Raw genomic sequence first — 25,449 nt, 5'->3', positions numbered from 1 at the left:
TGAGAAATGGCAAAAGCACTTATTATCGGCGCCGGGGGCGTAGCATCAGTAGCGGTTCACAAATGTGTTCAAAACAGTGAAGTATTTGAAGAAATCTGCATCGCCAGCCGTACAAAATCCAAATGTGATGAGCTGAAAGCAAAGCTGGACGGCGGCAAAACGAAAATTACCACTGCACAAGTGGACGCTAACAACGTGGATGAACTGGTTGCCTTGATTAACGAAGTGAAGCCGGATATCGTCATGAACCTGGCTCTGCCTTATCAGGATCTGACCATCATGGATGCTTGCCTTGCCACAAAAACACACTACATGGATACGGCAAACTATGAGCCTGAAGATACGGCAAAATTCGAATACAAATGGCAATGGGAGTACAAAGAGCGCTTCGAGCAAGCTGGAATTACAGCTCTGCTGGGCAGCGGCTTTGACCCTGGCGTAACAGGTGTATTCTCCGCTTACGCGCTGAAGCATTATTTTGACGAAATCGAATATATCGACATTCTGGACTGCAACGGCGGCGACCATGGCTATCCGTTTGCTACCAACTTCAACCCTGAAATCAATATCCGCGAGGTTTCCGCGAACGGAAGATATTGGGAGAATGGTGAATGGATCGAAACAAAACCGATGGAAATCAAGCGTGAGTACAACTTCGCTGAAGTTGGCGAAAAGGACATGTACCTTCTGTACCATGAAGAGCTTGAATCCCTGGCCAAAAACATCCCTGGACTGAAACGCATCCGTTTCTTCATGACCTTCGGCCAAAGCTATCTGACACACCTGAAGGCTCTTGAAAATGTAGGAATGACTTCCATCGAGCCGATCGAATTCGAAGGAAAACAAATCATTCCGCTGCAATTCCTGAAGGCTGTGCTTCCTGATCCGGCTTCCCTGGGACCACGTACAGTAGGTAAAACAAACATCGGCTGCATTTTCAAAGGGAAAAAGGACGGCAAGGACAAAACGTACTACGTGTACAACGTTTGTGACCACCAGGAGTGTTATAAAGAAGTGGGCTCCCAAGCCATCTCCTACACAACAGGTGTTCCTGCCATGATTGGCGCAGCCATGGTCGTGACTGGCAAATGGAATAAACCTGGCGTATTCAATGTCGAAGAATTTGATCCGGATCCATTCATGGAAGAGTTGAACAAATGGGGACTTCCATGGGTAGAAGACTTTAATCCGGTGCTTGTGGATGCATTGCCAGAAGAAGCCAAAGAGTCGGAGCTTGTTCGCTAAAATGCGATTCGAGGAACTGCCTACGCCATGTTATGTCGTTGACGAAGAGCTGATCGAAAAAAATCTGAAAATCCTGAATGGCGTTATGCAGCGTACAGGAGCCAAGATTGTGCTGGCGCAAAAAGCGTTTTCCATGACAACCATGTACCCCCTGATTGGAAAATATCTGAGCGGCACAACGGCGAGCGGTTTATTCGAAGCACGTCTGGGTTATGAGGAAATGGGCAAAGAAAACCATGTCTTTGCCCCTGCTTACCGTGAAGATGAAATTGACGAGATTATATCCATTTGTGATCATATCATCTTCAATTCCTTCTCACAGCTGGAGAAATTCAAGGATAAAGCCCTCCAAGCCGGCAGAAAAGTGGGCTTGCGCATCAATCCGGAATGCTCCACGCAAGAGGGTCATGAAATCTATGATCCGTGCTCGCCGGGCTCCAGATTCGGTGTGAAGAGCGGGGATTTCCGTCCGGAGCTGCTGGAGGGTGTCTCAGGACTGCACTTCCACACCCTTTGCCAGCAGAACTCGGATGATCTGGAGACCACGCTGAATGCCGTGGAGGAAAAGTTCGGGCAATGGCTGCCGCAAATGGAATGGATCAATTTTGGCGGCGGTCACCATATCACAAGGGAAGATTATGATATCCCGAGACTGGAAGCCTGCATTAAGAGAATGCAGGAGAAATACGGTCTGGAAGTCTATCTGGAGCCGGGAGAAGCCGTTGCGCTCAACGCAGGCTATCTGATCACATCCGTGCTTGATCTTCATAAAAATGGAATCGAGATTGCTATTCTGGACACCTCGGCCACCTGCCATATGCCTGATGTGTTGGAAATGCCTTATCGCCCTCCCCTTTTCGGTTCAGGCGAACCCGGCGAGAAGCCATTTACATATCGCCTGGGCGGGCAAACCTGCCTGACCGGCGATGTGATCGGCGATTATTCCTTCGACCAGCCGTTAAAGAGCGGCGACAGATTGGTTTTTGGCGACATGGCGATTTACTCCATGGTGAAAACCAACACCTTTAACGGCATGGCCCTGCCGGCCATTGCAGTAAAGCATAAAGACGGTGATTGCCAAGTGGTGCGTGAGTTTGGCTATCAGGATTTTAAAGTGAGACTGGCTTAATTGGGCCGGAATATCATACACGTTACTCTCTGTGCGAACACACTATCGGATTAGAGTGTCCGAAGCAGGGATTAAAAAAAACCGGATTCGAACTTGAATCCGGTTTTTGTCATACATTCGACCGTCCACCACAGAGTGCTTTGAATGTAACCAATCATTGGTGTAAGGCTTGCTTTAAAGCCTCTTTATATTCTTTTACAAATCTCTGGCTGATTTCAGCAGCTGGGGCGTACTCTTCAAAGCCGTGAAAACATCCGGGGTATAAATGAAGCTCTGTTGGCACACCGGCCTGCGTCAACCTTGATACATAATCGATGATTTCATCACGGAATGGATCCAGGTCACCAACACATGTGTATGTAGGTGGAAGCCCTGACAAGTCGGTTGCGCGTGCCGGAGCAGCATATGGGGATACTTCACGGTTTTCTCCTAAATACATTTCCCATCCAAGCCGGGTTTTGGCTTTGCTCCATACTCTTTCATCTGTGATTTCATTACTGGATTTGCTTGTGCCCCGGTCATCCAGCATGGGGTAAAGAGGCATTTGGAATGCGATAGAAGGCCCTTTCCGATCTCTAGCCAAAAGAGAGAGCGCAGCCGTTAATCCGCCGCCGGCACTGGGACCAATTACTGCAATCCGGGATGAATCCACCCCCAGCTCTTCAGCATGTTCAGAGAACCATTGGAGTGCAGCATAACAATCTTCGAGCGGAGCCGGAAAAGGATGCTCCGGAGCCAGCCGATAATCCACGGACACGATGACGCAATTAAGCTCCGGTACCAGCTGCTGCATGGCAGGGTCCATCATATCGGCAGAACCAAGGATATAGCCGCCACCGTGAATATAGAGGACACCTGGCAGGATTTCATTCTTCACTCTTGGCTCATAGATTTTGATCCGGACATCCGGATCCCCCGCTGCTCCCGGAACGTACCTCTCTGAAGTCAAAACTGCATCATTCACGGGCAGAGATGCAGCCAGGCCGGCAAACATCTCGTGCATCTCTTTCCTTTTGGCATCCAAGTTGTCACGGGTATAAATGACTTCCGGTAAAACCGAAAACAATTCTTTAAGCTCAGGGTGCAGTTTCTCTTCCATAAACCAACCCTCCTTCGTTAGCAGTGTCACAAATTTTTTCAATGTCCACTCTCCAATGAATGTAAAGCGGCATCCACCCTATTTCTCATGCATAGTTCGCCAAGCGGTTTGTCCCATCAGGTCACGCATGGAGGTCATGTACTCTTCCTCCGACTGGGAAAATCTCAGCCTGGCCATTTCTTCCGCGTCCGGACCTGCGATATAACGCAGCCGGTCAGACTCGTCGCAGGCGGCATTGTAAACCTGCTCGGCAACCTGCTTCTCATCCGCATCTTCAAACGGATAGTTCATCATGGCTTGCATCATATGAGCATAGTAAAACTCGTACGAAGAGGGAATGGACATGTCCTGGGAAGCGGACATGGTGTTGGAGGTAAAGCTTGTGGTGCGAATGGCTCCCGGCTCCACCAGTTTGATGGCAATATTTTGCGATTCAAGCTCGTACGAGAGCGATTCCGTCAGCCCTTCGATCGCATGTTTGGACGCGACATAAGCGGCCAGGAGTGGAGTTGCCGCAAAACCAACGCTCGAGCTGATATTCACGATGGTTCCGCCGCCCTGTTCGCGAAAATGTGGCGTTATCGCTCTAATCACGTTCATGACGCCGAAGACATTAGTCTCGAATACCCCGCGGATCACATTCATGGGCGTCGCTTCAAAAATCGAGAGGATGCTGACGCCGGCATTGTTCACCACGGTGTCGATCCCGCCGAAGCGGGCAGCTCCTGCCGCAATCGCCGCCTCGATGCTGGCGGGATTGGTAACATCAAGCTCCGTTACAAGGATCCGTTCGGGATATTCCGCTGCCAGACTCTGATCCGGTTTGCGCATCGTCGCCACCACATTCCATCCCTCATCAGCAAATTTTCTGGCTGTAGTGTTTCCTAATCCGGTCGAAGAACCGGTGATTAACACAGTTTTTATCATGGAATGATCTCCTTCTCATCATTTTTTTGTTTCTATACGTAGCTTACCGGGCCGTAGCGGCTCTAAGTCAACTCCATGTAGCTACCCCTTATGGATAAAGGATTTGTTTTGACTGGGCACAAGTTCGGGCTGTACAATTTATTAGAGCGGCTCTAATCCCCGATAGGCGGTGAATGATAATGGCTTTTACAGTTAAGGAAATTTCACAAAAAACGGGCATTTCTCCATATACCCTGCGTTTTTATGAAAAAGAAGGCGTGCTGCCGGTTGTTGAACGAAATGCGAACGGGGTACGCAAGTTTGATGAACATTACATCGATTGTATAGAGACGGTGCAAGCCCTGCGTTCAACCGGTTTACCCCTGGCAGAAATAAAACAGTATGTGGAGCTTTATAAGAGCGGGGATAGCACACTGCCGGACAGGAGAATCATGCTGGCACGTCAGAAAAGCAAAGTCGAGGAACAAATCTCACTTCTCATGAAGACGCTGGAAAAGCTCAATTACAAGCTTGCGTTAATCGATGCCCAGGACAATAAATTTGAAAAGCTGCCATAAAATCCTCAACAGGTTAGCCGGATTCGAATATGAATCCGGTTTTTGTCTGTCTATCGCCTAGCTGGTCATGAAATTTAACAAAAATTTGAAATAGGTTGCTTTCATAAATTGAACATATTGACTTTGACACAGTGTCAATCTTTTAAGATAAAGGAGAAAGGAGATGAGATATCCAAATAAAAAAAAGAGCTAGTTTAAAGTAGGTGATCCAAAAGGAATTGAAAGAAATCGCATTCGGTTTCTCGTTCGAAGTAGAATAAAGGAATTTTCTGAAAAGTAGGGTGATAAGCACATGTTTACTAGTTTGCATCAATTTATCGATGAGTGGAAAATGGAAGCGGCCTCCACACAGAAGGTCCTCCAAGTCCTGACGAACGAGTCTCTTCAGCAGCAAGTGGCTCCAGATTATTTCACTTTGGGGAAACTGGCGTGGCATATAACACTTGCGGTTCATTACTTTTTGTCCGCAGCGGGGCTGGAATTCCAACCCGAAGGAAATTGGCTGGAATTCCAGGATCAAGGAAAAGACAACGATCAACCAACATCGGCGGCTGCAATCACAGAGGCCTATGACCGGACGAGCCGTGCGATGCTGGATGCGCTGCAGACGCAATGGAACGATGCGACGTTAAGCGAAACCCGGAATATGTGGGGCAGGATTGAGTTACCTATTTCTGCAGTGTTGCGTTTGCTGATCCAGCACCAGGCCCATCATCGTGGACAAATGTTCGTGCTCATGCGTCAAGCCGGATTGGTGGTACCTGGCGTTTACGGCCCCACTCGCGAAGAGAGGCAGCAATCCTAACAATACCGTACAATACGTTGAGTATGTGAGCGAAATGACAGAGCACCTTAACTACGAAAATGCAGTTACTGCTGTTAAAACTCTCGTTTAATAAAAAACTTATAATAAATCTTGGTCAAATCCCAATCATTCTCATTGAAAAATAAGGAGGCCTATTACAATGGCACAAGAACGTACTGGTGTAGCAACAGCTCAAGGCAACCCACTTACTTTAGTAGGACCTGAATTGAAGGTCGGCGACAAAGCTCCTGACTTCAAAGTTAACAAAAATTTGATAGAGCAAGTATCCTTGGCTGATTATGCCGGGAAAGTCAAACTAATCAGTGTCGTTCCTTCCCTCGATCATACAGGTGTATGCGACGCTCAAACCCGCCGTTTTGAAGAGGAAGCCGCAAAGCTTGGCGATAACGTGGTTGTAATAACCATCAGCGTGGATCTTCCTTTTGCACAATCCCGTTGGAGCGCCGCTGAAGGCATCGACAACGTAATCATCTTATCCGATTATAAAGACCGCAACTTTGGCCAATCATATGGCGTTCTCATTAAAGAAATTCAATTGTTGATGAGATCCGTCTTTGTAATCGATGCTAACAATATCATTCAATACGTTGAGTATGTGGGCGAAATGACAGAGCACCCTAACTACGAAAATGCAGTTGCTGCTGTTAAAAAGATCGTTTAATTACAACTTCTATAAAAAGAACAGCGGAGGGGCCCGGCTTCCCTCGCTGTTCTTTTTGCTAAATAAATCAAAGCCTGAACACGAATGCAGCCGGTACATTCATGTGTGCTTAATATCTATCGTTCATTCATCCATCTTGTAAACGCCCGCCGATTATCCATATTGTAAGTTGGCCCTTCCTTAAACCTTTTTGGTCATGAAGATTGGTTTGATTGCTCGGCTGAGCTGCTCACCGTTCCTATCAACGTTCTCCGGAGTCTCATTTGTTTAATACGTTGTTCCAATTTCTGCTGTGCTACAGTCAGCGTTTGAATTTGCTGAACGATTTCTGCATGTTTTTCCTCATAGGCACCGAGCAATTCCTCACAGAAATCGTCACTGTCGTAAGCATCATAATTCTCATGACAATTCAATATTCCATTAATTTCCCTCGTCGACAGACCGACGTCTAAATAAATCTGTATCGTTTTGATCCGTTTAACATCAGATTCGTCGAATTCACGATAATCATTATCCATACGTTTTGCAGTCAACAGATTTTTCTTTTCGTAATATCTGATCGATCGAGTGCTGGCACCGGTCGCTTTGGATAGCTGGCCTATTTTCAAGATATCGCTCCTTTCAAGGTGGTGAACAAATTCTCCAATTACATAGTAACATACGTAATCTGATGGATCATGACTTAGATTTCTGTGGTCTGCCCCAAAAAAAACTATGTAAGACTCGTTTTTTATCTGAAAGGATTACCTCAGTGTAAAAATTCATCTTGAGACGATGAAATACGACATGTGGACAAAAAAGCCTTGATTCATTAATGCTTCCAATGAATCAAGGCTTTGGATTTAATTTGAATAGCCGCTTCGATTAATTTCAAGCCAGCTCCCTGACCACCCTAAGTCCGCGAGATGCCAGGCTTCTTCTCGAACCCTTACAGCTTAATGGGAAGACCTGACTTGGCGGATTCATTCGCCCGCAGCGTAACCTCCAAAGTGCGCATGGCGTCTGTGTACGAGGACAGAATCAGGCTCCGGTCCCCCGTTCGCACCGCTTCAATGAAGGCATCGTCCTGTGCCTTGTAAAAATCGGTATCCCTCTTAAACGATTGTGTTCCTTCCTCATCTACAAGCGTCAATTCGGATCCGTCAATGACCACACGGAAACCGCGCCCGAGCAGTTCAATGCCTGAGCGGTGATCCGGCTGTATACAGGTGCTGTCGATATGCCCGATGGCACCTGATTCGAATACAACGCTGACAGAAGTCACGTCAGGCGCATTCATGCCGTCCATATCCTTCATGAAGCGCAGATCCATATGGGCATACACTTCGCTCATCTCACCGGCAAGATAGCGGACAAGATCGACCGTATGCGTCGACTGCTCCACGAGCTGGCCGCCTGATTTGCTCATGTCCCTCCACCACGGTGTCTCCACAAAGGATGACAAATAGTGGGCCCGCACCATGCCGATTTCTTTGTCCTGCAAATACGATCTGGCGATCCGGACAATGTCCATATAGCGCAGGCAGTATCCCGAGCCATGGATGATGCCTGCCTGTTCTATTGCTGCTGCCTTCCTCTGTACAGCTGCCATCTCCAAGCCAAGGGGCTTTTCCACAAACAGATGAATTCCGCGTGCCGCAGCCTGCTCCTCAATCTGTCCATGCGCAAACGGCGGTACACAGACAAAGACGGCATCCGTTTGAGCCTGCTCGAACATATCATCCGCCTGCTCATAATATACCGCTCCAACGGCAGCAGCTTTCTCTTGCCCGAGCTTACGGTTCACATCACACACCGCGGTAACTTCAACGGAATCATTCGCTGCCAGATTATCCAAATGAGTATGCCCGATGCCGCCTATCCCGACTATGCCAACCCTCACTTTATCCATATGGAATGATTTCAGCCTCCTTCAATATTACTCCGTTACTCCCGCAGGCATCTGTTCGATAATACAATCCAGGTGACGCGCCGTATCAAAAATCATTTGCAGCGGAGCATGCTCATAGGCAGTCAGCTCTGCGGTGAGCACATCATCATAACCGATGTCCTGCAGCGCAGCACGCACCGCAGTCCAGTTCACATCTCCGCTTAACAGCGGCACAAATCCGTTGATGTTGCCGACGGCTCTGCTGAAATCCTTAACATGCACCTTGCGTATGCGCGGACCGAGAATGCGGATCCATTGCTCGGGATAGCCGAATTGCAGCACATTGCCGACATCAAAATAAGCACCTACCCGTGGTGATTGGAACTCGTCAATATAACGCGCCATTTCAAGCGGGGACAACAGAAATTTGTTCCATACGTTCTCAATGCCGATGGACACACCCAGCTTTTCCGCCAGCGGAAGCAGCTTCCCGATCTCCTCCTGGCTGTTCCGGTAGCAATCATCATAGGAGGTGTTGTCATCCACGGAACCGGGAACGACAAGTATCGTGTCCATTCCCAGGGCTGCAGCCAGCTCCAGCTGTTTGGCAACGATCCGTGCGCCTTCCTGCCGGACAGAGGCGTCTCCCGCAGACAAAGGTGACTCCCACAGCATACCCGTCGACAGACTGAGCAGCCGGATTCCGTGCCGCTGTGCAAGAAGCCCGATCTCCTCCGCTTCCGCCGCCGTCGTTTCCATCGTCAATCCCGTACCACCGACCGGATACAGATTGAGTTCAACCGCGTCAAATCCGGCCTCCTTGCTGACGGCAAACACCTTTTCCAGCGGTGTCCCGTCCGGAAATCCCCATTGATTCATGGCTTTCAGCATAAATCGTTCATCCTCCTCCCTTTTGGTTACAGCCCGGTAGCGACAGGTTCCTTAATCTTCGCGGATTGATAAGCGGCGAGCGCCACTTCCACGGCCCTCATGCCGTCCTCTCCGGTAATTGGCGCTTTGCCCTCCCGGATAGCGCGGACAAAACCGGCGATGAGCCCTTCATCCATATCGTCACCCCAGAACGAGTGGCGGTACCCGTGCTGATCGGTATGCACATGCAGCTTCTGGTCCAGAGCATCAATGCTTATCGTTCCTTCAGAACCGATAATTTCCAGCGTAACGTCTCCCCAGGTCGGAAAGGTTTTGTTGCGCGACCAACTGCAGTCAAGCGTGGCGAATATTCCATGTTCAAATTCCATCGTCAGGATGCCGCAATCGTCAATCGGGGTATCGGAGAAATGAGTGTCGATCTCCGCATACACCTCCTTGACCTCATATCCTGTGAACCAGCGCATAATATCGACGACATGCACGGTATGATCCATGACCGCTCCGCCGCCCGACAAGGCCGGCTCCACGAACCACCCTCCCGGATTTTGTCCGCGGTTCGTTCCTCTCATGGCCAGGATGCGTCCAATCCTGCCTTCATCGATCATTTCTTTCGCCCTTACAATGCTGGAATTGTAGCGTACCGGAAAGGCTGTCTGCAGGATGACGCCATGCTGCCGGCACACTTCAATCATTTCGAGGGCATCCTCCACATTCGTGGCCAAGGGCTTCTCGCACAGCACATGCTTGCCTGCCTTGGCAGCGGCAATGACATGCTCTTTGTGATTTGCATTTTCCGATGTTACAATAACACCCTCGATATCCTGCTGCAAAAGCTCATGGTAGTCGGTGTACAACTGCGTACCGAACGTCTCGGCAAATTGCTTGCCGCGAGCAGCATTGTCATCGGCAATACCTGCAAGCACGGCGCCGTTCAACTTCTGTAATGCTGATGCATAGCTGTAGGCATGCATATGTGCAAAACTGATGATTCCGATCTTCATCGTCGAGCCCCCTTAAGATTGATGCTGCATAACAGATGATTTATGAATCAGCGTGACCGGTTTGCCCGTTTCCATGGACTCCAGTGCGGCCAGTGATATGCGAAGGGCCTCCAGTCCGTCTTCCGCCGTGATCTGCGGCTCGCTTCCGTTCGCAATACAATCCATGAAATGCTTCAGCTCACGATAATAGGTGCCTTCACGGAGCGGACTTTCCGGTACGGCGACCCCGGGCCCACCCTGCACCTCGTTGCGGCTTACGGCTGTAACCGGATTATCCCGGGCACTGTCAAAATGAAGAACCCCATTTTTCCCCGCGATTTCAAAACTCATGGCAAATGATTCATGCGCCCATGTGCCTTCGACATGCGCAATGACTCCGCTCTGGAAGCGAAGCGTGACGAGCGCATAATCGATCTGCCCATACACGCGCCCGCGCAAGCTTTTCGCATAAACTCTGTCCACCTCGCCGAAGCACCAGCGCAAATAATCGAAGTCATGAATGATCATATCGAGCGTAAGCCCGCCGCTTAACGAATAGTCTGCATACCAATTGTTCCACGCGCGCGGAAAAGCGCCGCCCCGGGAAGTCCGCACGACACCGATCTCGCCAAGATCACCAGCTTCAATCACCGTTCTGGCCTGCGCATATTCAGGGAAGAAACGCAGTACATGCCCGACAAACAGCTTCACTCCATGCTGCTTGCACACCGCAATCATCTCTTCCGCATCCGCAAGATGACGGGCGAGCGGTTTTTCACAGATGACATGCTTGCCTGCCTGCGCAGCCTGGAGCACATATTGTTTATGAAGATAAGTAGGCAGGCACACATCCACCACATCGACATCATCCAGAGCCGACATCGCTTCCTCGTAGGAAGCAAATGGACGGGCATGCACCTCTTCGGCCAGTGACTGCGCCCGTTCCGGCTGGATATCGACCACTCCTGCCACTTGTACGCCTTCCATCTGCTCATATGCCTGGGCATGTGTACTGCCCATTGTTCCTGCGCCAATCACCACAACCTTGATCACAGATCCCATCTCCTTTGTCATTCAACCTTTAATGCCACTCATCGCAATACCTTCAATGAAATAGCGCTGCAGAAATATAAATACGATAATCAGGGGCAGTGTAGTCATCACTGCTGCGGCCATTAACAGCGGATAATCCGTGCTGTGCTGTCCCTGGAACGTCGAGACGCCAATGGAGAGCACACGCATTTCGTCCGAGCTGGTCATGATCAAAGGCCACTGCAGATCATTCCATGAAGCCATCACCGTGAAGATCGCCAGCGAGACAAGCGCAGACCGTGACAGCGGCAGGTAGATCCTTGCAAAAATACCGAAATAACTGCAGCCGTCTATTTTACCGGCCTCCTCCAAATCCCGCGGCAGCCCGAGAAAAAACTGGCGCAGCAGGAAGGTGCCGAAGGCGCTGAACATACCCGGAATAATCAGTGCGTAGAACGTGTCCAGCCATCCCAGATCCCGCATGATGACAAAGCTCGGAATCATGACGACCTGGGAGGGAACCATCAGGACCGACAGCAGAGCGATGAAAATGATATTTTTGCCCGGAAACCGCATGCACGCAAAGGCAAATGCCGCAATCGAGCAGATCAGCAGCTGGCCGACCGTTCGGCCGGCGGTCATCAATAAGGTATTCAGGTAATACTCCATGAACGGGATTTTATCGAATACTTTCGCATAATTGTCCCAGTGAAGCTCAGGCGGTATCCATACGGGCGGTATCTGCATCGAATCCGCGTACGACTTTAACGAAGTCGAGATCATCCACAAGAAAGGCACAATCATTACAGCCGCTCCCGCCGCCAGCACGATATGCTTCCATATGCCTCCGGCGCGGTTCGGCCTCACTGCCGTATTCGTAGCCAAGATGAACCCCTCCTTTCACCGGATCGGTGACCCTATTGGTAATGGACCCATTTTTTCTGGAAAATCATTTGCACGATCGTAAAGATCAGAATGACCACAAACAGTACAAACGCCTGGGAGGATGCATAACCCATGTCAAAATATTTGAATCCGTTCTCCCAGATGCTGTATACGATTGTTCGGGTCGAATCGAGCATGGAATCCTGCTTGCCCACCATAATGTACACGAGATCAAAAATTTGAAACGAATTAATGAAAGACATCACGACGACAAAAAACAGGCTGGGCGTAAGCAGAGGAAGCGTAATCTGAAAAAACTGGCGTACTTTGCCTGCCCCGTCGATCGCGGCCGCTTCGTAATATGACCCTGATATCCCCTGCAATCCGGCCAGGAGAATGACGGCGCTGTACCCGATACCGCTCCAGATGCTGATGAGGATGATCGAGAACAATGCGATGTTCTCATCGAACAGCCAGTTCGGCTGCGGCAGGCCCAGCTGTCCAAGCACGTAGTTGATCAGCCCGTATTCGGAGTTGTACAGCCATCTCCACACCATGCCAACGGCGATAGGCATCGTAATGACGGGAATGAAGTAGAGCGTACGGTAAACGGTCTTGCCCCGGATGGGCTGATTGAGCAGTGCGGCCAGGATCGTCGCCAGAGCCGTTGTGACAGGCACGGACACAATCGTATACAGAAATGTATTCCCCAGTGACTTCAGAAATACGGGATCCTCCATTAACCGCTGGAAATTGGCCAGTCCGGTGAACGCGGGGGCGGCAAGCCCGTCCCAGTCTGTAAAAGACAACGCAAGGGATACGGCGGATGGGGCCATGTAGAACAGGAACAGCCCAAGCACGAGCGGACTGATGAATATGTATGCCCACATCGCCTCAATCCAGCCCAGTCTGGACATTCTGGGTTTCACTCCGGCCGTTTTGGACTGGACTCCGGTCATTTCAGCTTCGTACATGACGGATCACCTCTCGGTTTCCAGAATGGCGTTCATTTCGGCGGCGATTTTATGCAGGGCATCCGGAATGGACTGTTTGCCGAGGAAAGCGTTCTGCAGCTCTTTCGTTTCTACCGCCTGCCACTCCGCTGTTTTTTCCGAAATCGGGTACTGCACGCCAAACTCCAGACTGTCCGTGAATACCGTCAGCTCCAGACCCGGCACGGACTTCAGCCATCCTTCCTCCGCTCCCTTATATGCAGGAATGCTGAATCCGCTTTCAGCCAAATACTTGCTGCCTTCTTCCCCGGCAAGCGCCTGGATCAGCTCCCACGCTTCCTGTTCATGTTCGGTGCTCTTGTTGATCGACCAGCTCAGCCCGTGCACGATGCTGGCTTTGCGCTTGCCTGCCGGCAGCTCCGCCACCCCGAGTTTGTCCCCCAGAATGCCATGAAGTTCAGGCACACTTACGGAGATCGCCGGGAACATCGCCGCTTTGCCGGATGCAAACATCTGCTTCGGTTCCGTTTCCAGCTGCTGCTGGGCGGTCGGCGAGATGCCTGCCTTGATCAAAGAGTCCATCCATTCAAACGCTGCCAATGCTTCCGGCGAATCGAATCCGGACTTGGTCTTGTCTTCGCTGATCACATATCCGCCTGCCTGGGCTATAAAGTTGTAATAACCTGGCTGGCTGTCGATGACTGGTGCGATAAAACCGTATACCCCGTTTTCCTTGTCCGTCAGCTTCCGGCCATTTTGCTCCAGGGTATCCCATGTCCATGTATTATCCGGGTATGCAACACCCGCCTTGTCGAACAATTCTTTGTTGTAATAGAGTCCCACGACATCCTGAAAGTACGGAATTCCGTACAGCTTGCCTTCATAGGTGTACATATTGCGGAGCAGTTCGTTATATACGGAGACATCCATCTTGCTCTGCTCAATCAACGGCTGCAGATCTTTTAATAATCCACTGGACGCATAACTATAAAAGTTGGGCCCGTTCATCCAGAACACATCAGGACCGCCTTTGCCGGCCAGACTGGTTTTCAGCTTCGTCCAATAGTCTGCAAAAGGCGTATAAGTGACCTTGACCTCCACATCAGGGTGGGTCTCTTTATAAAGTGCGATGGATTTGTCCACAAATTCCTTCGCATTTTCATCCCACAGCGCAAGATTGATCGTCTTCTTGCCTTTTCCTCCGGCAGCGCTCTCTCCTCCGCCGCAAGCTGTAAGTGTTACGCATACCATCAACAAAAGTGACATGAACAATATACCTGTCTTTTTCATCGCGAACCCTCCAGCAATCAAAGTGTTTTCAACTTCCGGCTTTCGGCACTGACATGTCAATGATTACCTGGCAATGAAAGCATTTCGCCACGACGGCAGCACAGCCGGTCATGGAATGGTGCGGATGACTCGCCTCGGTCGCTTAATTACGTACAGCCTGTGAAGAATTGGGACATCACCTCCATACAGAATGGTCGGCATAACAGCGTTGGGAAAATCACTTACTCCAACGAATGAAATAAGTGGTCAAAAAAATAAGAGCTATATGAATGAATAAATAACGTGAAACCTGTGAAACTGATATAAGAAAACGTCTATCCATGTTAAAAAAATAAAGTATTCAGGGTATGAATCGAACGAATCACATGATCATTTATATATAAAAAGTTAATTAAACAGAGGAATTTGAGGACTTTCGTAAACTTGGTACCGCTTGCCTTACGTTTGATTTACATTATTACAAAGCATTATGTTTTTTTCAAGACCTCTGTTATATTTATGTTATAAAAAGTTTTTGTTATTCCAGTAAGTGAATTAAGTTGGAGAGTGATCACTTGGAAAAAATGCGAACAGGGGATTTAAAGCTCATTCAGGAACTGAACCGCTCCATCATCCTGAATACGATCCGCAAGCATGGGCCTATTTCCCGGAGCGAAATTGCAAAAATGAATAAAATCAGCCCCACGACCGTGGCGACGGCTGTCCAGGAAATGATTAAAGAGGGATTTGTCGACGAACTGGGCGCCGGCGCGTCGAGCGGAGGCAGAAAGCCGATCATGGTCAGCTTCGCTCCCAACAACTTTTACCTGATCAGCGTCTCCATCTCCAACTCTATTATCGAAGCGGCCCACGTGAATCTGGAAGCCAAGATCCTGTCACGCAAATCATTAGCCGTCAAGCAGCTGTATGGCGAAGAGGTCATACAGGCGGCCATTGGCCTGATCGATCAATTGAACGAAGAGTACATGGAGTTGAACAAATGCATCGGAATATCGGTGGCGGTCCCGGGCATTGTCGATCATAAAGAAGGGATTGTTCGTTACAATTCCAAGCTGCAGCTGCAAAATATCGCAATCAGGGACATTCTTGCCGAACGCTACGGGGTCAAGGTATGGGTAGAAAATGATATGAACGCCATCGTTCTCGCGGAAAAGCAGATCGGCAATAGGCATTACAGCGATATGATCTATGTTACCGTTGGCGACGGTGTCGGGGCAGGCATCATCATCAATGACGCGGTGCTGCGCGGTAAAAAAGGAGGCGCCAGCGAATTCGGACATACCAGCGTGGACCGCAGCGGCATCCGCTGCGAATGCGGCAACTACGGATGTCTCGAAAACTATATCAGCTGGCCCGCGGTTTACGGAAGGATCGTTACTTCCATCTCCCGTCGAAGACATACCATTCTTGCTCCTGCAGGTGGACCCCCGCCGCAGCTTACGCCCGAAATGTTCCACGAAGCCGTGCAGCAGGGCGACACGCTGGCAGTTGACATCACCGAGGAAATCGCTGGTTATTTGGGCCCTGGTCTCGTAAATCTCATCAATCTGTTTAATCCGGAAGCGATCATCCTGGGCGGCGAACTGATCCTGGAAGACAGCATGCTGCTTGAACGGGTTCGCTCCTATGTTGCGAAACACGCGCTGACTTTGAATTCCGGCCCGCTGCAGATCGTTACCTCCTCCCTTGGCAAAGATGCCAAGCTGGTGGGTGCGGCTTCGGTGCTGCTGCAGGATTTTTTCCGTTTTTCGCTGTCTTCGCAGCAGGTAAAGTGAAATGCTGTAACCTCAAGCAAAACAATAAGGCTGGCCCCATCCTTTTCGCAAACAATTATGAACAAAGAAAGACTATTGAGGCTGGTAAGAGGCTGCTCAATAGTCTGTTCTTTGTTTTAAAAAAGCTATGGGAATATATAATTGCATAAAGGGAGGGGATAACAAATGGAAAATAAATTGCCTTTATTTATTGTCACAGGCGCCAGCGGGTCAGGGAAAACATATGTCGTGAAAGAACTGCGCGCTATAATGCCTGATTTTGATGTTTTTGACCCTGATGATATGATCGAGTTTGTTGGACAGGATTGGGAGAAAATACGGAATATTTGGCTTCGGGTTGCACGAAATACCGCCCAAAGCGGGCGCATGACTATTTTATGCGGAACCATGATGCCTTGGGATATTGAAAAATGTGCAGACTTTCCTTGTTTCAAGCATGTATATTATCTGAACCTGCACTGTGATGAAGAAACACGTGAGAAACGTTTGCGTGAAAGAAATTGGTCAGAAGAAATGATACAGGACCACAAAAACTTTGCCAAAGCATTGCTTGATATGGCCGATAAGGACTTTTCCCCACCTATGCCTACCATCTATACAACGGATTGTGATGTCACTATAGTTGCAGCTCTAATAAAAGAGTGGGTTCTTCGGTACATTTGAACAAAAGAGAAATCTTGCTTCCGACATTAAAGCCTTGAACTGATCACTATGTCCCTATACGTTTCGTTTCCCTAGTGACGTCGGCAATCGGTCAAGGCTGCTCATGTTCTTTTCCTGCCAGTAACTGCGCAAGCCTTCTTCACCTTTTTGCTCCGCCCACCGCTGCAGCGTGTCCCTCTCCTTTTCGTACGACATGAACGGAACTGCATAACCGCAGGACGTCTGGACTTTATATATATCGACCACAATGATCTGCCGGACTCCAGGCAGCGGATCGAACATTCCGTATAACCCCTCCCACTCGCTGTCCTCCGGGAGAATTACGGTGCCGGTTCCGTACAGCCGCATGATGTTCGGCGGTCCCTGAAATGCGCAGAACATGATCGTAATTCGACCATTCTCTTCGAGATGGGCGCTGGTCTCATTGCCGCTGCCGGTCAAATCCAAATACGCGACCTTAGACTCGGACATGATCCGAAAACTGTCATATCCCTTCGGCGACAGATTGACATGACCATCCCGCGATATAGGTGCCGTTCCGACAAAGAACAGATGCTGCTTTCGGATAAAGTCCATGTGCTCCGGAAGCATGGCCGGAAATTGTTTTCCCAATTGAATCCCCTCCGCAAAACTTGTATTTTAGTTCGAATGACACGTGAACACCACCTTGGCCGCGCCAACTATGGCATTCGGGACGAATCACTTGCTGCCGCGGTGATCTCACGCTTGACTATACGCTCATTGTATTCGAAGCCGCTGCATAAATTAAATATATTCTTAACTGGCATAGATACACTCAGGTTATGAATGAGGCGAAATAAGCCTTGACTCATCCATGTTTCTGATGAATCAAGGCCGCCAATCTGTCTCAATTATAATGGTTACTCACTTGTGTGTTGTCATATTTAGTGAGAAAAACCAACCGAAAAATGCTGATGCATCAAGGCGTGTTTTCATATTTAATGAGAGGAGTTCCTTTGTAAACGCCGGATAAGATACCCATTTTCAGTATTAGTGAGAATTCCCGCAAATCTGGATTTGTATATTTATTCACCTACATACATCTATTATGGACCAGGTGCCAGCTCGACTTGGTCATAACCCTGTCAAGTAGACAAGAATAAAAAGACACCATTATGCTGCGACCGTTTCTCGGTACTCCACTGGGGAACGGTCGTTTAGTTTCTTCTGAAAACGTTCATGGTTATAAAACGAAACGTACTCTTGAATAGCCTGTTCCAACTCCGAAATCGACTTAGATGGAATAGATAGATTTTTTCGGTCTTCAAATGGGAAAAGAATGACTCAATACAAGCATTGTCAAAGCAGTTTCCACGCCTAGAATGGCTGCCAATGACTCCAAGCTTTCTGAGTTTTCGGTTAAATGGCTTTAGGTGTACTGAAACCCTTGGTCAGAATGCAGGGGAACACCGGTAAGATCTGTTTTCTCGCTAAGTATGTCCACTGTTCTCGAAACAAGTAAGAGATCGGTACTTTTTCGTTGTCTACCATGAGGGGATAATACCACATCGGCCGGTTCTTACCTTCATCCTGAGTTGCATTCAGTTATTCTTTTTGCCTTACAGTTTGAATGTAGGGTATCATTCAACGAGAAGGACGCGCGCGGATAGAAATCCCAAACTTATGAATATATATCTCAGGTTATCTTATACTCAAGTGCAGCATATAGGGTGGTGATCGGTCGACTAGTTTGGACCGGGCGCTCGTCATCCCCGGAACGGCGTTTACTCCTCCACTCTACTAAAATCACCCATCTTTTTAACCACCCGCGAAATTTTGGACAAGGTAATCCATAACCGGAAGATGCAAGGAGTAAGGCAACTTTCCGCGGGGTTTCAATTGCCCTCGTCTGAAGAAACTATTTTAAAGAAGAAATCCATTCGTGTCCTTCCGGAAATTGAAGGTTTAGTGAGGATTTCAGCCATGCCTTTTCTTTAGGTGAAAGAATTGGCAGTACGGTTTGAAAATCCAGATAATCTTTTTCCCTTACTTGAGAAGCCCCTCCTTTATAAAGGAGCTGGATCTCGGGTCTCATGTAAGGTATTTCTTCCTTTGTTTTTAGAAACAACTCATAGACCGGTCTTGTTATCAAGTGATTTCGATTGTATTTCCACGAGGTCCCCTCTGTATTCAATAGCATCAATTGAAAAACAAACGGGGCATCTTTACTTCTGCTAACCCATATATCATTTGTTGTATGCAAGTATTCCTGGTCTTGCCAAAGAGTAAGTTTGCCTTCTTCTGCTTTATATAAAACCCAATCTTGATTTAAATATTGATATGCAAGCAGGTGCTGCTCCCTTGTAATCGCAATGTCTACATCGCTATGCTTCCTTGTTTGTTTACCAAGATGTAAATCCAGTGCCCAACCGCCGGCAATGCACCAATGAATCGGTATTTCAGAGAAGATATCATGAATTTCCGGTATGGATAGAGGCATCCAATTATATATGTCCAATCTCAAATAACCCACTCCTTCGCTTTCAGTTCAAGTCATGGATTGCTAAAGTAAATCAAAATAGGATATTTTCGCCCTTTCGCGTCATTTGTTTCAAAATCAACAGATGTTTTTTATTCAACAATTGACCCTCCCAGTAGGTTACTGTACATTATCAATGGAGTGATGCCAGTGTGTCCCGGCCTCTTTTACGACAAAACGATAAGTATACGACTCGCCAAGTTATCGACAGAAAACCATATATTCTGATTTTAGATCACTATGTTATATTGAATGACTTTCAATCAAATATTCCGAATATCCAGAAAATAAAAGCGTGTGAGGAATAAACAAAGGGGCCAGCCTTTTTAGCTCGCCCCCATCCTATTAATGAACTGCTATCCTTAAGCCTTTCAATTTCACTCCCGCTCAAGCCCTTGTCCATCCACGCGATGGCTCTCGATTAACTGCATTACCCACGTTTCATCAAATCGAAGCTTTTCCAACCTATGCCGGAAAAAGATCTGAATATATTTCTGCTCCCCGCCGGGAATCCGTTCGTCTTTGCTCGCATATTCCAACCGTTCTTCCTCGTGGCGGATTTCATAACGCAGGTAATCTTTGTATTGATGCAAAATTAAAAACTGCAATTCCTTGCTGATCAGTTCAAAATTTTTCAGTTTCGTATAAAAATGCAGCTCGTAATCCGGCGAATATGGAATCGGTTCTTCCATTAACCGAAAAAAACGTATTCTGCCTTCGTCCGTAAGTTTATAAGTCTTTACTTTTTTTCCTCTTCCTTGTTTGGCACCCTCCGGTTGCTCATCGGGAACCTGTTCGATCAGCCCGTCCGCAAGCATGCCGTGGATCAGCGGATAAATCGCCCCCCAGCTGACTTTTCGCGTAGGACCAACGATCCCGTTCAAAATCTGATGCAGCAAATAGCCGTGCATCGGGTTATTCATCAATTCGCCGAGTATGAACAATTCGTACAAACGAAAGGCCCCCCTTGTAGGTTTACTGCTTTTAAGCAAACAACAGTATAACATACGGCTGCCTGAAAAAACAGAAAAGCCGCAGGTCGCGGCTTTACCTGGCCGCATCCGTTTGCGGCCGGTTCCGGTATTTCGCTTTGTTACACTGCCGTTACGCCGAATGCTGCTGCGCCATCACTTGGCGGTGTTTCGGCAGGAATGATACGGCGAACAGGTTCGCAATCGCGATCCCCAACATGAGCAGAAAAACGGCATGCATTCCGGCAGTCAGCTCCGTTTTGGAGCCGATTATGGTTACATACTGGTTGTAAATCGTGCCGAATACCGCGATACCGACCGTTTGGCCCAGCGCACGGGCCAGCATGCTGGAAGCGTTGGCGACGCCGCGTTTTTCCCAGCCGACGACCGATTGCACGACAACGGTGGAGGGCGTCGCAACGAACCCCATTCCCAGTCCGATTAGCACGAGGATACCGATCCAAAATACGTAGGGCGAGTTCATCTGAAGCGCAATCAGCCAGATGGAGCCTGCCATGACGAGCGATGAGCCGAATACGATCGATGCCTTCACCCCAACCCGGTACATGAGCCGTCCGGCGATGTTGGAGGCGAGCGGCCAGGTCAGCGACATCGGCATAACGATCAGGGCCGAGCTTATCGCGGAATTGCCGAGCACGGATTGAATCCAGATCGGCGAGTACACCGTCAACCCCGTCGTAATGCTGAACGTCAGAAATCCGCTGATATTGGTGACGTTCAATACGCGGATGCGGAAAATCGATAACGGGATCATCGGTTCCTCCGCCCGTTTTTCAATCCAGAGGAACAACATAAAACATACGGCCGATGCCGCGAACAGCCCCACGATCACCGGGGAATCCCAGGAATGCCGGGACCCGCCGCTCAGCAGCGCATACAACAGCGCGGAGAAAGTAATGGTAAACATAATCGCGCCGAGATAATCGATTTTTTTCGCCTGACGTTCGATCGGCTGGTGCAAAAATACGACCACCAGCAGCAGGGCGATGATGCCGATCGGCACGTTGATGTAGAAAATCCATCGCCAGGAAACTTGATCGACGAAGTAGCCTCCGATTAGCGGGCCGAGAAGGCCAGCCACGGACCAAACGGACGAAAAGAAACCCATCATTTTGCCGCGCTGCTTGCCCGAGAACAAATCGCCGATGACAGTAAAGCACACGGGCGCAAGCGCCCCGGCGCCAAATCCTTGCAAAGCCCGGAACCAAATGAGGCCCTTCATCGATTGCGCGGCTCCGCACAAGATGGAACCGAGCACGAATAAACCGATGCCGGCGGCGAACACGGGTTTGCGCCCGAACAAATCGGCGAGCTTGCCGAAAATGGGGGTCGCCACGCAGGTGGTCAACGTATAAACCGCAAACACCCAACTGAACAGCGTCTCGCCGTGCAAATCCTTGATCATATGCGGGGTAGCGGTGGCGACGACGGTCGCATCCAAAGCGCCAATAAACATCGCTGCCAGCAGACCGGCGACAACCATGTTGACCTTGGTTTTCGAGGCCATGCGAAAAACGCCTCCTTACATTTTCTTTATGCCGCCCTTTGGTTTAACGATTGCAAACCAAGTAAAGGGTATTGCCTTCAGGATCGTTGAAATGCGTGACATTAGCCGCCTTGCCTTCCACGGAATCGTGGAATTGAACGCCGCGGGTTTTCAGCGTTTCGATGGCTGATTCCATGTCTTCCACCTCAAACCCTATGGTCATGCAGCCCGATTTTTCCGGAAGGGAACCTTGTTCTCCGGCAAGATGCAGAAGACCGATCGTCAATCCAGGTGCCGCGATTTGCGCAAAATGCCCGTCACCGTGCTGCAGCTCCAATCCCAAGGTTTCCGCGTAAAATTTTACCGCCTTTTTCATATCCGCTACCATTACAGTCACATTGCCGCTTTTGAACATCTTATATTTCCTCCTTATTCGTTTGATCGATTTTATTATATCAAAATAATATAATAAGTAAACATATCATATTGATATATTTTATGAAAAAATGGTGAGGAGCTACGTAAAAAAGAGAACACCCCCACAGGCGCTCTGTCTATCCGGGCAGCCTTGCGTCGCCCTCGATCCTGCCGTACGTGATGTGCCTTTCTCAAAGATGGGAGAAGTATGCTAGACTAAAACAGCCTTAGCCCGATGGGAAGCTCGAGCTAAGGCTGTTTAGAAATTTTGTTTTATTCCACCGTCTACTTGACGATATCACTAAAGGGCGGCCATCAATCTTGATGTTACCAAAAGTCATACCCCAAACCATCATTACTGTCTTTGGAATGCAACCTTTAGGCCTAGTCCGATATAAATTGCTCCGACGAATTTGCCACTTAGGCAGCTTAACCGGCTTATCCATGTCCTCCCTTTAACCAGTTTTCCAAGCGCAGAGATACCTATTACAATTGAGGTTGTATACAATGCACTTAAAATCACAAAGATGATACCAAGGATCAAAAACTGCGTGGTGACTTGACCTCGTTCGTGATGAACAAATTGAGGCAAAAACGCCAGAAAAAACAATGCTGTCTTTGGATTAAGAACTTCTGCAACAGTTGCCGAAAAGACCCGATTTAACCTTTGGAAGTTGTGGTTCTGATGACTTACTCATCATTTCACGAATTCCTAAATATAGTAAGTATACCGCTCCTGCATATTTAACAATATTGAAAGCTTGAGCAGAGGTCATCAGTATAGTGGAAAGCCCGACAGTAGTAAATATCGTGTGAAGAAAATCTCCGATTGCGATGCCAAGCCCTGCCATAATGCCTCCTTTTCGCCCGTTTTGAACGGTACGAGTAATGGTAAGAAGAACGGCCGGTCCTGGAATTAAAAATAGAAGAATGACAACGATAACATACGCCAGTAAAGTTGAAAAATCCGGCATCAGGCTTCCCCCTTCAAAAGACTCAAGGTGATATATTGTTGTTGCGGTTTTGCAGCCATTGTTCAAATTCAGCGGGTGTGCTCACTTTATGATCTAATACAGCCGTATAGATATCAAAGCTTTTCACCTGTTTACCATACTCGGCTCTCGATGCCCAGACGGTTTTGATCCGTAGGATAGAGAGAACCGCCTCTTCATGAAGACGACCGGGCAACGTACGAATATGCCGCAGATCAGGTTGTTTCTCAGGATCATCAACAAACCAAATATCCAGTGACCATTGGTTCTCGCTTTTGGATATGTAATCCAATCCAATAAAATACCCGTCCGGGTAAGCCGGATCAGTGTTCCAGCTACCGGTATCGTTCATAAATTTCATCTGCCGAATCTTGGGATTCAATATCAATTGCGAAGCAATTCCGGAAATTACAGTAACGTCCAACTTGGAACAAATGACCGTCAAATCAAGGTCTCTCCAAGTCATTAAACCAAGTGCCGCACTTCCAACTTTAACGGGCACACCGGCCGCTTTTAGCATTTGAATAAGGTTCAATTCTTCCACCACTACAGCGGCCTCAGCTTGCAGCTGATTTTGACGAGCAAGTAAATCTTCAAACTCTTGCATTTGTTCGCTCCCCTCCTGACGCTCTTATGTCAATTCGCCATTGTTTCTATAGTTTTTTGTTATAGTGGTCGACCAAAAATCCGAATATTACCTTCGGCATAAATAAAAGACAAGTGATCAAAATATAAGGTGGGATATGAGGCAGCAAGGGAGTACAGCCTTGGCCGATCGACAGAAGTAAGCCTGCAACAAACAGCTGCAACTGCTTTCCTTTAAGCGAGTTCACGATATAAGCCGCTATATAGACTGAACTTTTGACTTATATCCTTATACAAAGCCGATCAATTACATTCATGGGTTCAGCGTTTACGCGTTTCATGAAAGCAGCTACGTTGATTCGGATGTGATAGAACTTTTTGTAGAACACATTATGAACCACATCACTCTTCAGCCATTTCCAAAGTCCTTCTATCGGATTTAAATCCGGAGAGTACTTAGGAAGAAAGACAAATTGCAACCGGGGGTGCTTCTGTAAAAAGGTCTGTATCTGCGCTGCATTGTGGATTCTACCGTTATCCAACATCATCACGATGTTGCCGGTTGGATATTCCTGCAAAATAAACTCAAGAAACCGGATAAACGCAGGAGCATCATACGCTTCACCATCCCGGTAGTGCACCTGTCCCGTTCGTAGTTTAATGCTCCGAACAGTTTGGCGCCCTGATGCTGCCCGTACGTAGGGATTTTGCGTTGATGAGCGACCGGAAACCAGTTGTATTGCAAAGATTGGTAGGCTCGAATCATACCACTCATCTTCGAAGAGGATATGGTCGATTTCTCCGTTCAAAAGCTTTTTTTTAACGCGGGAAAAGTTTCTTGCTTGAAGGCAGCCTGTTCTTCAGGATCTGCCAATTCTAAGGTATACGTTGCCTTCGTGCGGCTGAAGCCCAGACGGTGAAGAAGCTTGGACATTCCTCGTTCAGTGAAAGTTTTTCCAAACTCGCGCTCGACAAAGAGAATGGCGAGCTTCAGGGTCCAGGTGTATTTGGCTTCGATTCCGACGTCAACAGGCCGTTTCGTAGCGATGGTATCGGCGAGTTGTTTCTCTTGTTCATCGCTGAGCCGATGCGGTTTTCCGGGTGAGTGGCCAAGCGCCAGCGCCTCTAAACCGCCTTCGTGATAACTGTGAATATAGCCGCCAGCCGTCTTTTCTGTTCGTTTGATGATTTTAGCAATCTCTCGAATGGTACGCCCCTCCAAATGTTGAAGGACGGCGAGGTAACGCTCATACATCCGTTTGTCAGAGGTTTCACGCAAAGCCATCTCTAATTTATGTTTTTCATCTATTGTGGTTTGCATCGGGATCACATCCTCATTGGGTTTGTTTCCCTTTATTACCCGTTTTAGGAGCAACCGATTTTAAGAAAGGCATTTCTAATGTTCAGTCTATATAATTATAGTGAATGCATTAAGGTTTTGAATAGAACTGTCTTTACGATTTTGTTTAGCTTTCCTTACCTGGAATAGCTTAGTCGCTCCTTGAAAATCTAATAACCCATTAATAGTCCTATTTTAAGAATGTGTCTTTTTAATAAAGCATATTAAATCCACACAATGTATTCAGCTCATTTATATTTGAGAGCCAAAATTCCTCCTCTAAGTCGATAAATTCCCCATAAAATTAAAATAACCTTGATTCACCAATGTTCCCGACAAATCAAGGTATATCGTG

General features: G+C 48.2%; 25 protein-coding genes and 2 pseudogenes. 7 read left to right on the top strand and 20 right to left on the bottom strand.

What is annotated here, in order from left to right:
• Window positions 1-6: 6 nt before the first annotated feature.
• On the top strand, window positions 7-1,245 hold the full coding sequence (locus ACE5KN_RS16945) for a saccharopine dehydrogenase family protein (RefSeq protein ID WP_375526176.1): 1,239 nt from the start codon (window positions 7-9) through the stop codon (window positions 1,243-1,245).
• A 1-nt stretch (window position 1,246) separates the two neighbouring features.
• Window positions 1,247-2,374, top strand: coding sequence for a carboxynorspermidine decarboxylase (gene nspC, locus ACE5KN_RS16940; RefSeq protein WP_375526175.1), 1,128 nt, complete (start codon window positions 1,247-1,249; stop codon window positions 2,372-2,374).
• A 154-nt stretch (window positions 2,375-2,528) separates the two neighbouring features.
• On the opposite strand, the gene ACE5KN_RS16935 is transcribed toward nspC, so the two are convergent.
• Together ACE5KN_RS16935 and ACE5KN_RS16930 are read right to left on the bottom strand one after the other, a co-directional pair.
• Complete coding sequence (locus ACE5KN_RS16935; RefSeq protein ID WP_375526174.1) at window positions 2,529-3,473, bottom strand: alpha/beta hydrolase; 945 nt, start codon at window positions 3,471-3,473, stop codon at window positions 2,529-2,531.
• Between the two features lie 78 nt (window positions 3,474-3,551).
• The gene (locus ACE5KN_RS16930) at window positions 3,552-4,400 is read right to left on the bottom strand and encodes an SDR family oxidoreductase (protein ID WP_375526173.1); all 849 of its coding nucleotides are present in this window, start codon (window positions 4,398-4,400) and stop codon (window positions 3,552-3,554) included.
• A gap of 179 nt (window positions 4,401-4,579) precedes the next feature.
• Between ACE5KN_RS16930 and ACE5KN_RS16925 the strand changes: the two genes are divergently transcribed.
• The 3 genes from ACE5KN_RS16925 to tpx all read left to right on the top strand — a co-directional run bounded on the left by ACE5KN_RS16925 (window position 4,580) and on the right by tpx (window position 6,444).
• Entirely contained in the window at window positions 4,580-4,957 is a 378-nt protein-coding gene (locus ACE5KN_RS16925) for a MerR family transcriptional regulator (protein WP_355319013.1), read from the top strand.
• Window positions 4,958-5,249: 292 nt separating this feature from the next.
• Window positions 5,250-5,762 (top strand): DinB family protein, encoded by a 513-nt coding sequence (locus ACE5KN_RS16920; protein ID WP_375526172.1) that lies wholly within the window; start codon window positions 5,250-5,252, stop codon window positions 5,760-5,762.
• A 160-nt stretch (window positions 5,763-5,922) separates the two neighbouring features.
• Window positions 5,923-6,444: a thiol peroxidase gene (gene tpx, locus ACE5KN_RS16915; protein WP_375526171.1), complete on the top strand. Its 522-nt coding sequence runs from the start codon at window positions 5,923-5,925 to the stop codon at window positions 6,442-6,444.
• 194 nt (window positions 6,445-6,638) lie between these two features.
• On the opposite strand, the gene ACE5KN_RS16910 is transcribed toward tpx, so the two are convergent.
• From ACE5KN_RS16910 to ACE5KN_RS16875, 8 genes are all read right to left on the bottom strand, one after another.
• Window positions 6,639-7,052: a MerR family transcriptional regulator gene (locus ACE5KN_RS16910; RefSeq protein ID WP_375526170.1), complete on the bottom strand. Its 414-nt coding sequence runs from the start codon at window positions 7,050-7,052 to the stop codon at window positions 6,639-6,641.
• Between the two features lie 320 nt (window positions 7,053-7,372).
• A complete protein-coding gene (locus tag ACE5KN_RS16905) occupies window positions 7,373-8,335 on the bottom strand; it encodes a Gfo/Idh/MocA family protein (RefSeq protein ID WP_375526169.1) in 963 nt (320 codons plus the stop codon).
• Between the two features lie 27 nt (window positions 8,336-8,362).
• On the bottom strand, window positions 8,363-9,205 hold the full coding sequence (locus tag ACE5KN_RS16900) for a sugar phosphate isomerase/epimerase family protein (protein WP_375526168.1): 843 nt from the start codon (window positions 9,203-9,205) through the stop codon (window positions 8,363-8,365).
• Window positions 9,206-9,231: 26 nt separating this feature from the next.
• A complete protein-coding gene (locus ACE5KN_RS16895; protein ID WP_375526167.1) occupies window positions 9,232-10,206 on the bottom strand; it encodes a Gfo/Idh/MocA family protein in 975 nt (324 codons plus the stop codon).
• Between the two features lie 12 nt (window positions 10,207-10,218).
• On the bottom strand, window positions 10,219-11,238 hold the full coding sequence (locus ACE5KN_RS16890) for a Gfo/Idh/MocA family protein (protein ID WP_375526166.1): 1,020 nt from the start codon (window positions 11,236-11,238) through the stop codon (window positions 10,219-10,221).
• 21 nt (window positions 11,239-11,259) lie between these two features.
• Window positions 11,260-12,021, bottom strand: coding sequence for a carbohydrate ABC transporter permease (locus ACE5KN_RS16885; protein WP_375526241.1), 762 nt, complete (start codon window positions 12,019-12,021; stop codon window positions 11,260-11,262).
• Window positions 12,022-12,134: 113 nt separating this feature from the next.
• Window positions 12,135-13,076 carry a carbohydrate ABC transporter permease gene (locus ACE5KN_RS16880; RefSeq protein WP_375526165.1) on the bottom strand — a complete coding sequence of 314 codons (942 nt, stop codon included), beginning with the start codon at window positions 13,074-13,076 and terminating at the stop codon, window positions 12,135-12,137.
• 6 nt (window positions 13,077-13,082) lie between these two features.
• Window positions 13,083-14,345: an ABC transporter substrate-binding protein gene (locus ACE5KN_RS16875; protein ID WP_375526164.1), complete on the bottom strand. Its 1,263-nt coding sequence runs from the start codon at window positions 14,343-14,345 to the stop codon at window positions 13,083-13,085.
• 563 nt (window positions 14,346-14,908) lie between these two features.
• Between ACE5KN_RS16875 and ACE5KN_RS16870 the strand changes: the two genes are divergently transcribed.
• Together ACE5KN_RS16870 and ACE5KN_RS16865 are read left to right on the top strand one after the other, a co-directional pair.
• Window positions 14,909-16,120 (top strand): ROK family transcriptional regulator, encoded by a 1,212-nt coding sequence (locus ACE5KN_RS16870; protein WP_375526240.1) that lies wholly within the window; start codon window positions 14,909-14,911, stop codon window positions 16,118-16,120.
• A gap of 165 nt (window positions 16,121-16,285) precedes the next feature.
• A complete protein-coding gene (locus ACE5KN_RS16865; RefSeq protein ID WP_375526163.1) occupies window positions 16,286-16,783 on the top strand; it encodes a DEAD/DEAH box helicase family protein in 498 nt (165 codons plus the stop codon).
• Between the two features lie 54 nt (window positions 16,784-16,837).
• Here the strand turns inward: ACE5KN_RS16865 and ACE5KN_RS16860 are convergent, their stop codons facing one another.
• The 10 genes and pseudogenes from ACE5KN_RS16860 to ACE5KN_RS16815 all read right to left on the bottom strand — a co-directional run bounded on the left by ACE5KN_RS16860 (window position 16,838) and on the right by ACE5KN_RS16815 (window position 25,076).
• Complete coding sequence (locus ACE5KN_RS16860) at window positions 16,838-17,395, bottom strand: pyridoxamine 5'-phosphate oxidase family protein (protein ID WP_375526162.1); 558 nt, start codon at window positions 17,393-17,395, stop codon at window positions 16,838-16,840.
• Between the two features lie 522 nt (window positions 17,396-17,917).
• Window positions 17,918-18,272, bottom strand: a pseudogene (locus ACE5KN_RS16855) (transposase); the annotation flags it as partial.
• Window positions 18,273-18,662: 390 nt separating this feature from the next.
• Window positions 18,663-19,268: a nucleotidyltransferase domain-containing protein gene (locus tag ACE5KN_RS16850; RefSeq protein WP_375526161.1), complete on the bottom strand. Its 606-nt coding sequence runs from the start codon at window positions 19,266-19,268 to the stop codon at window positions 18,663-18,665.
• Window positions 19,269-19,660: 392 nt separating this feature from the next.
• Complete coding sequence (locus ACE5KN_RS16845; protein ID WP_375526160.1) at window positions 19,661-20,236, bottom strand: PadR family transcriptional regulator; 576 nt, start codon at window positions 20,234-20,236, stop codon at window positions 19,661-19,663.
• Between the two features lie 151 nt (window positions 20,237-20,387).
• Window positions 20,388-21,758 (bottom strand): MDR family MFS transporter, encoded by a 1,371-nt coding sequence (locus ACE5KN_RS16840; RefSeq protein WP_375526239.1) that lies wholly within the window; start codon window positions 21,756-21,758, stop codon window positions 20,388-20,390.
• Window positions 21,759-21,825: 67 nt separating this feature from the next.
• Window positions 21,826-22,176, bottom strand: coding sequence for a VOC family protein (locus tag ACE5KN_RS16835; protein ID WP_375526159.1), 351 nt, complete (start codon window positions 22,174-22,176; stop codon window positions 21,826-21,828).
• A gap of 357 nt (window positions 22,177-22,533) precedes the next feature.
• Window positions 22,534-23,152: pseudogene (locus tag ACE5KN_RS16830) on the bottom strand (LysE family translocator).
• Window positions 23,153-23,174: 22 nt separating this feature from the next.
• Window positions 23,175-23,777, bottom strand: coding sequence for a hypothetical protein (locus ACE5KN_RS16825; protein WP_375526158.1), 603 nt, complete (start codon window positions 23,775-23,777; stop codon window positions 23,175-23,177).
• 259 nt (window positions 23,778-24,036) lie between these two features.
• Window positions 24,037-24,564, bottom strand: a complete 528-nt coding sequence (locus ACE5KN_RS16820; protein ID WP_375526157.1) for an IS630 family transposase — start codon at window positions 24,562-24,564, stop codon at window positions 24,037-24,039.
• On the bottom strand, window positions 24,561-25,076 hold the full coding sequence (locus ACE5KN_RS16815; RefSeq protein WP_375526156.1) for a helix-turn-helix domain-containing protein: 516 nt from the start codon (window positions 25,074-25,076) through the stop codon (window positions 24,561-24,563). The genes ACE5KN_RS16820 and ACE5KN_RS16815 overlap by 4 nt, the downstream gene beginning before the upstream one ends.
• Window positions 25,077-25,449 lie beyond the last annotated feature (373 nt).

Origin of the sequence: Paenibacillus terreus, assembly GCF_042138595.1 — a bacterium.
GTDB classification, from domain to species: domain Bacteria; phylum Bacillota; class Bacilli; order Paenibacillales; family Paenibacillaceae; genus Paenibacillus; species Paenibacillus terreus.
Note: the sequence above shows the minus strand (reverse complement) of the source record. Positions and strands in the feature narration are given on the sequence as shown.

Excerpts from the sequence above, each read along its gene's own strand:
- ACE5KN_RS16930 (WP_375526173.1), bottom strand. The coding sequence starts at position 4,400 with ATGATAAAAACTGTGTTAATCACCGGTTCTTCGACCGGATTAGGAAAC.
- ACE5KN_RS16880 (WP_375526165.1), bottom strand. The coding sequence starts at position 13,076 with ATGTACGAAGCTGAAATGACCGGAGTCCAGTCCAAAACGGCCGGAGTG.
- ACE5KN_RS16825 (WP_375526158.1), bottom strand. The coding sequence starts at position 23,777 with ATGCAAGAGTTTGAAGATTTACTTGCTCGTCAAAATCAGCTGCAAGCT.
- ACE5KN_RS16945 (WP_375526176.1), top strand. The coding sequence starts at position 7 with ATGGCAAAAGCACTTATTATCGGCGCCGGGGGCGTAGCATCAGTAGCG.
- ACE5KN_RS16885 (WP_375526241.1), bottom strand. The coding sequence starts at position 12,021 with ATGATTGTGCCTTTCTTGTGGATGATCTCGACTTCGTTAAAGTCGTAC.
- ACE5KN_RS16870 (WP_375526240.1), top strand. The coding sequence starts at position 14,909 with ATGCGAACAGGGGATTTAAAGCTCATTCAGGAACTGAACCGCTCCATC.
- tpx (WP_375526171.1), top strand. The coding sequence starts at position 5,923 with ATGGCACAAGAACGTACTGGTGTAGCAACAGCTCAAGGCAACCCACTT.
- ACE5KN_RS16840 (WP_375526239.1), bottom strand. The coding sequence starts at position 21,758 with ATGGTTGTCGCCGGTCTGCTGGCAGCGATGTTTATTGGCGCTTTGGAT.
- ACE5KN_RS16900 (WP_375526168.1), bottom strand. The coding sequence starts at position 9,205 with ATGCTGAAAGCCATGAATCAATGGGGATTTCCGGACGGGACACCGCTG.
- ACE5KN_RS16865 (WP_375526163.1), top strand. The coding sequence starts at position 16,286 with ATGGAAAATAAATTGCCTTTATTTATTGTCACAGGCGCCAGCGGGTCA.
- ACE5KN_RS16920 (WP_375526172.1), top strand. The coding sequence starts at position 5,250 with ATGTTTACTAGTTTGCATCAATTTATCGATGAGTGGAAAATGGAAGCG.
- ACE5KN_RS16875 (WP_375526164.1), bottom strand. The coding sequence starts at position 14,345 with ATGAAAAAGACAGGTATATTGTTCATGTCACTTTTGTTGATGGTATGC.
- ACE5KN_RS16925 (WP_355319013.1), top strand. The coding sequence starts at position 4,580 with ATGGCTTTTACAGTTAAGGAAATTTCACAAAAAACGGGCATTTCTCCA.
- ACE5KN_RS16815 (WP_375526156.1), bottom strand. The coding sequence starts at position 25,076 with ATGCAAACCACAATAGATGAAAAACATAAATTAGAGATGGCTTTGCGT.
- ACE5KN_RS16935 (WP_375526174.1), bottom strand. The coding sequence starts at position 3,473 with ATGGAAGAGAAACTGCACCCTGAGCTTAAAGAATTGTTTTCGGTTTTA.
- ACE5KN_RS16835 (WP_375526159.1), bottom strand. The coding sequence starts at position 22,176 with ATGTTCAAAAGCGGCAATGTGACTGTAATGGTAGCGGATATGAAAAAG.
- nspC (WP_375526175.1), top strand. The coding sequence starts at position 1,247 with ATGCGATTCGAGGAACTGCCTACGCCATGTTATGTCGTTGACGAAGAG.
- ACE5KN_RS16905 (WP_375526169.1), bottom strand. The coding sequence starts at position 8,335 with ATGGATAAAGTGAGGGTTGGCATAGTCGGGATAGGCGGCATCGGGCAT.
- ACE5KN_RS16895 (WP_375526167.1), bottom strand. The coding sequence starts at position 10,206 with ATGAAGATCGGAATCATCAGTTTTGCACATATGCATGCCTACAGCTAT.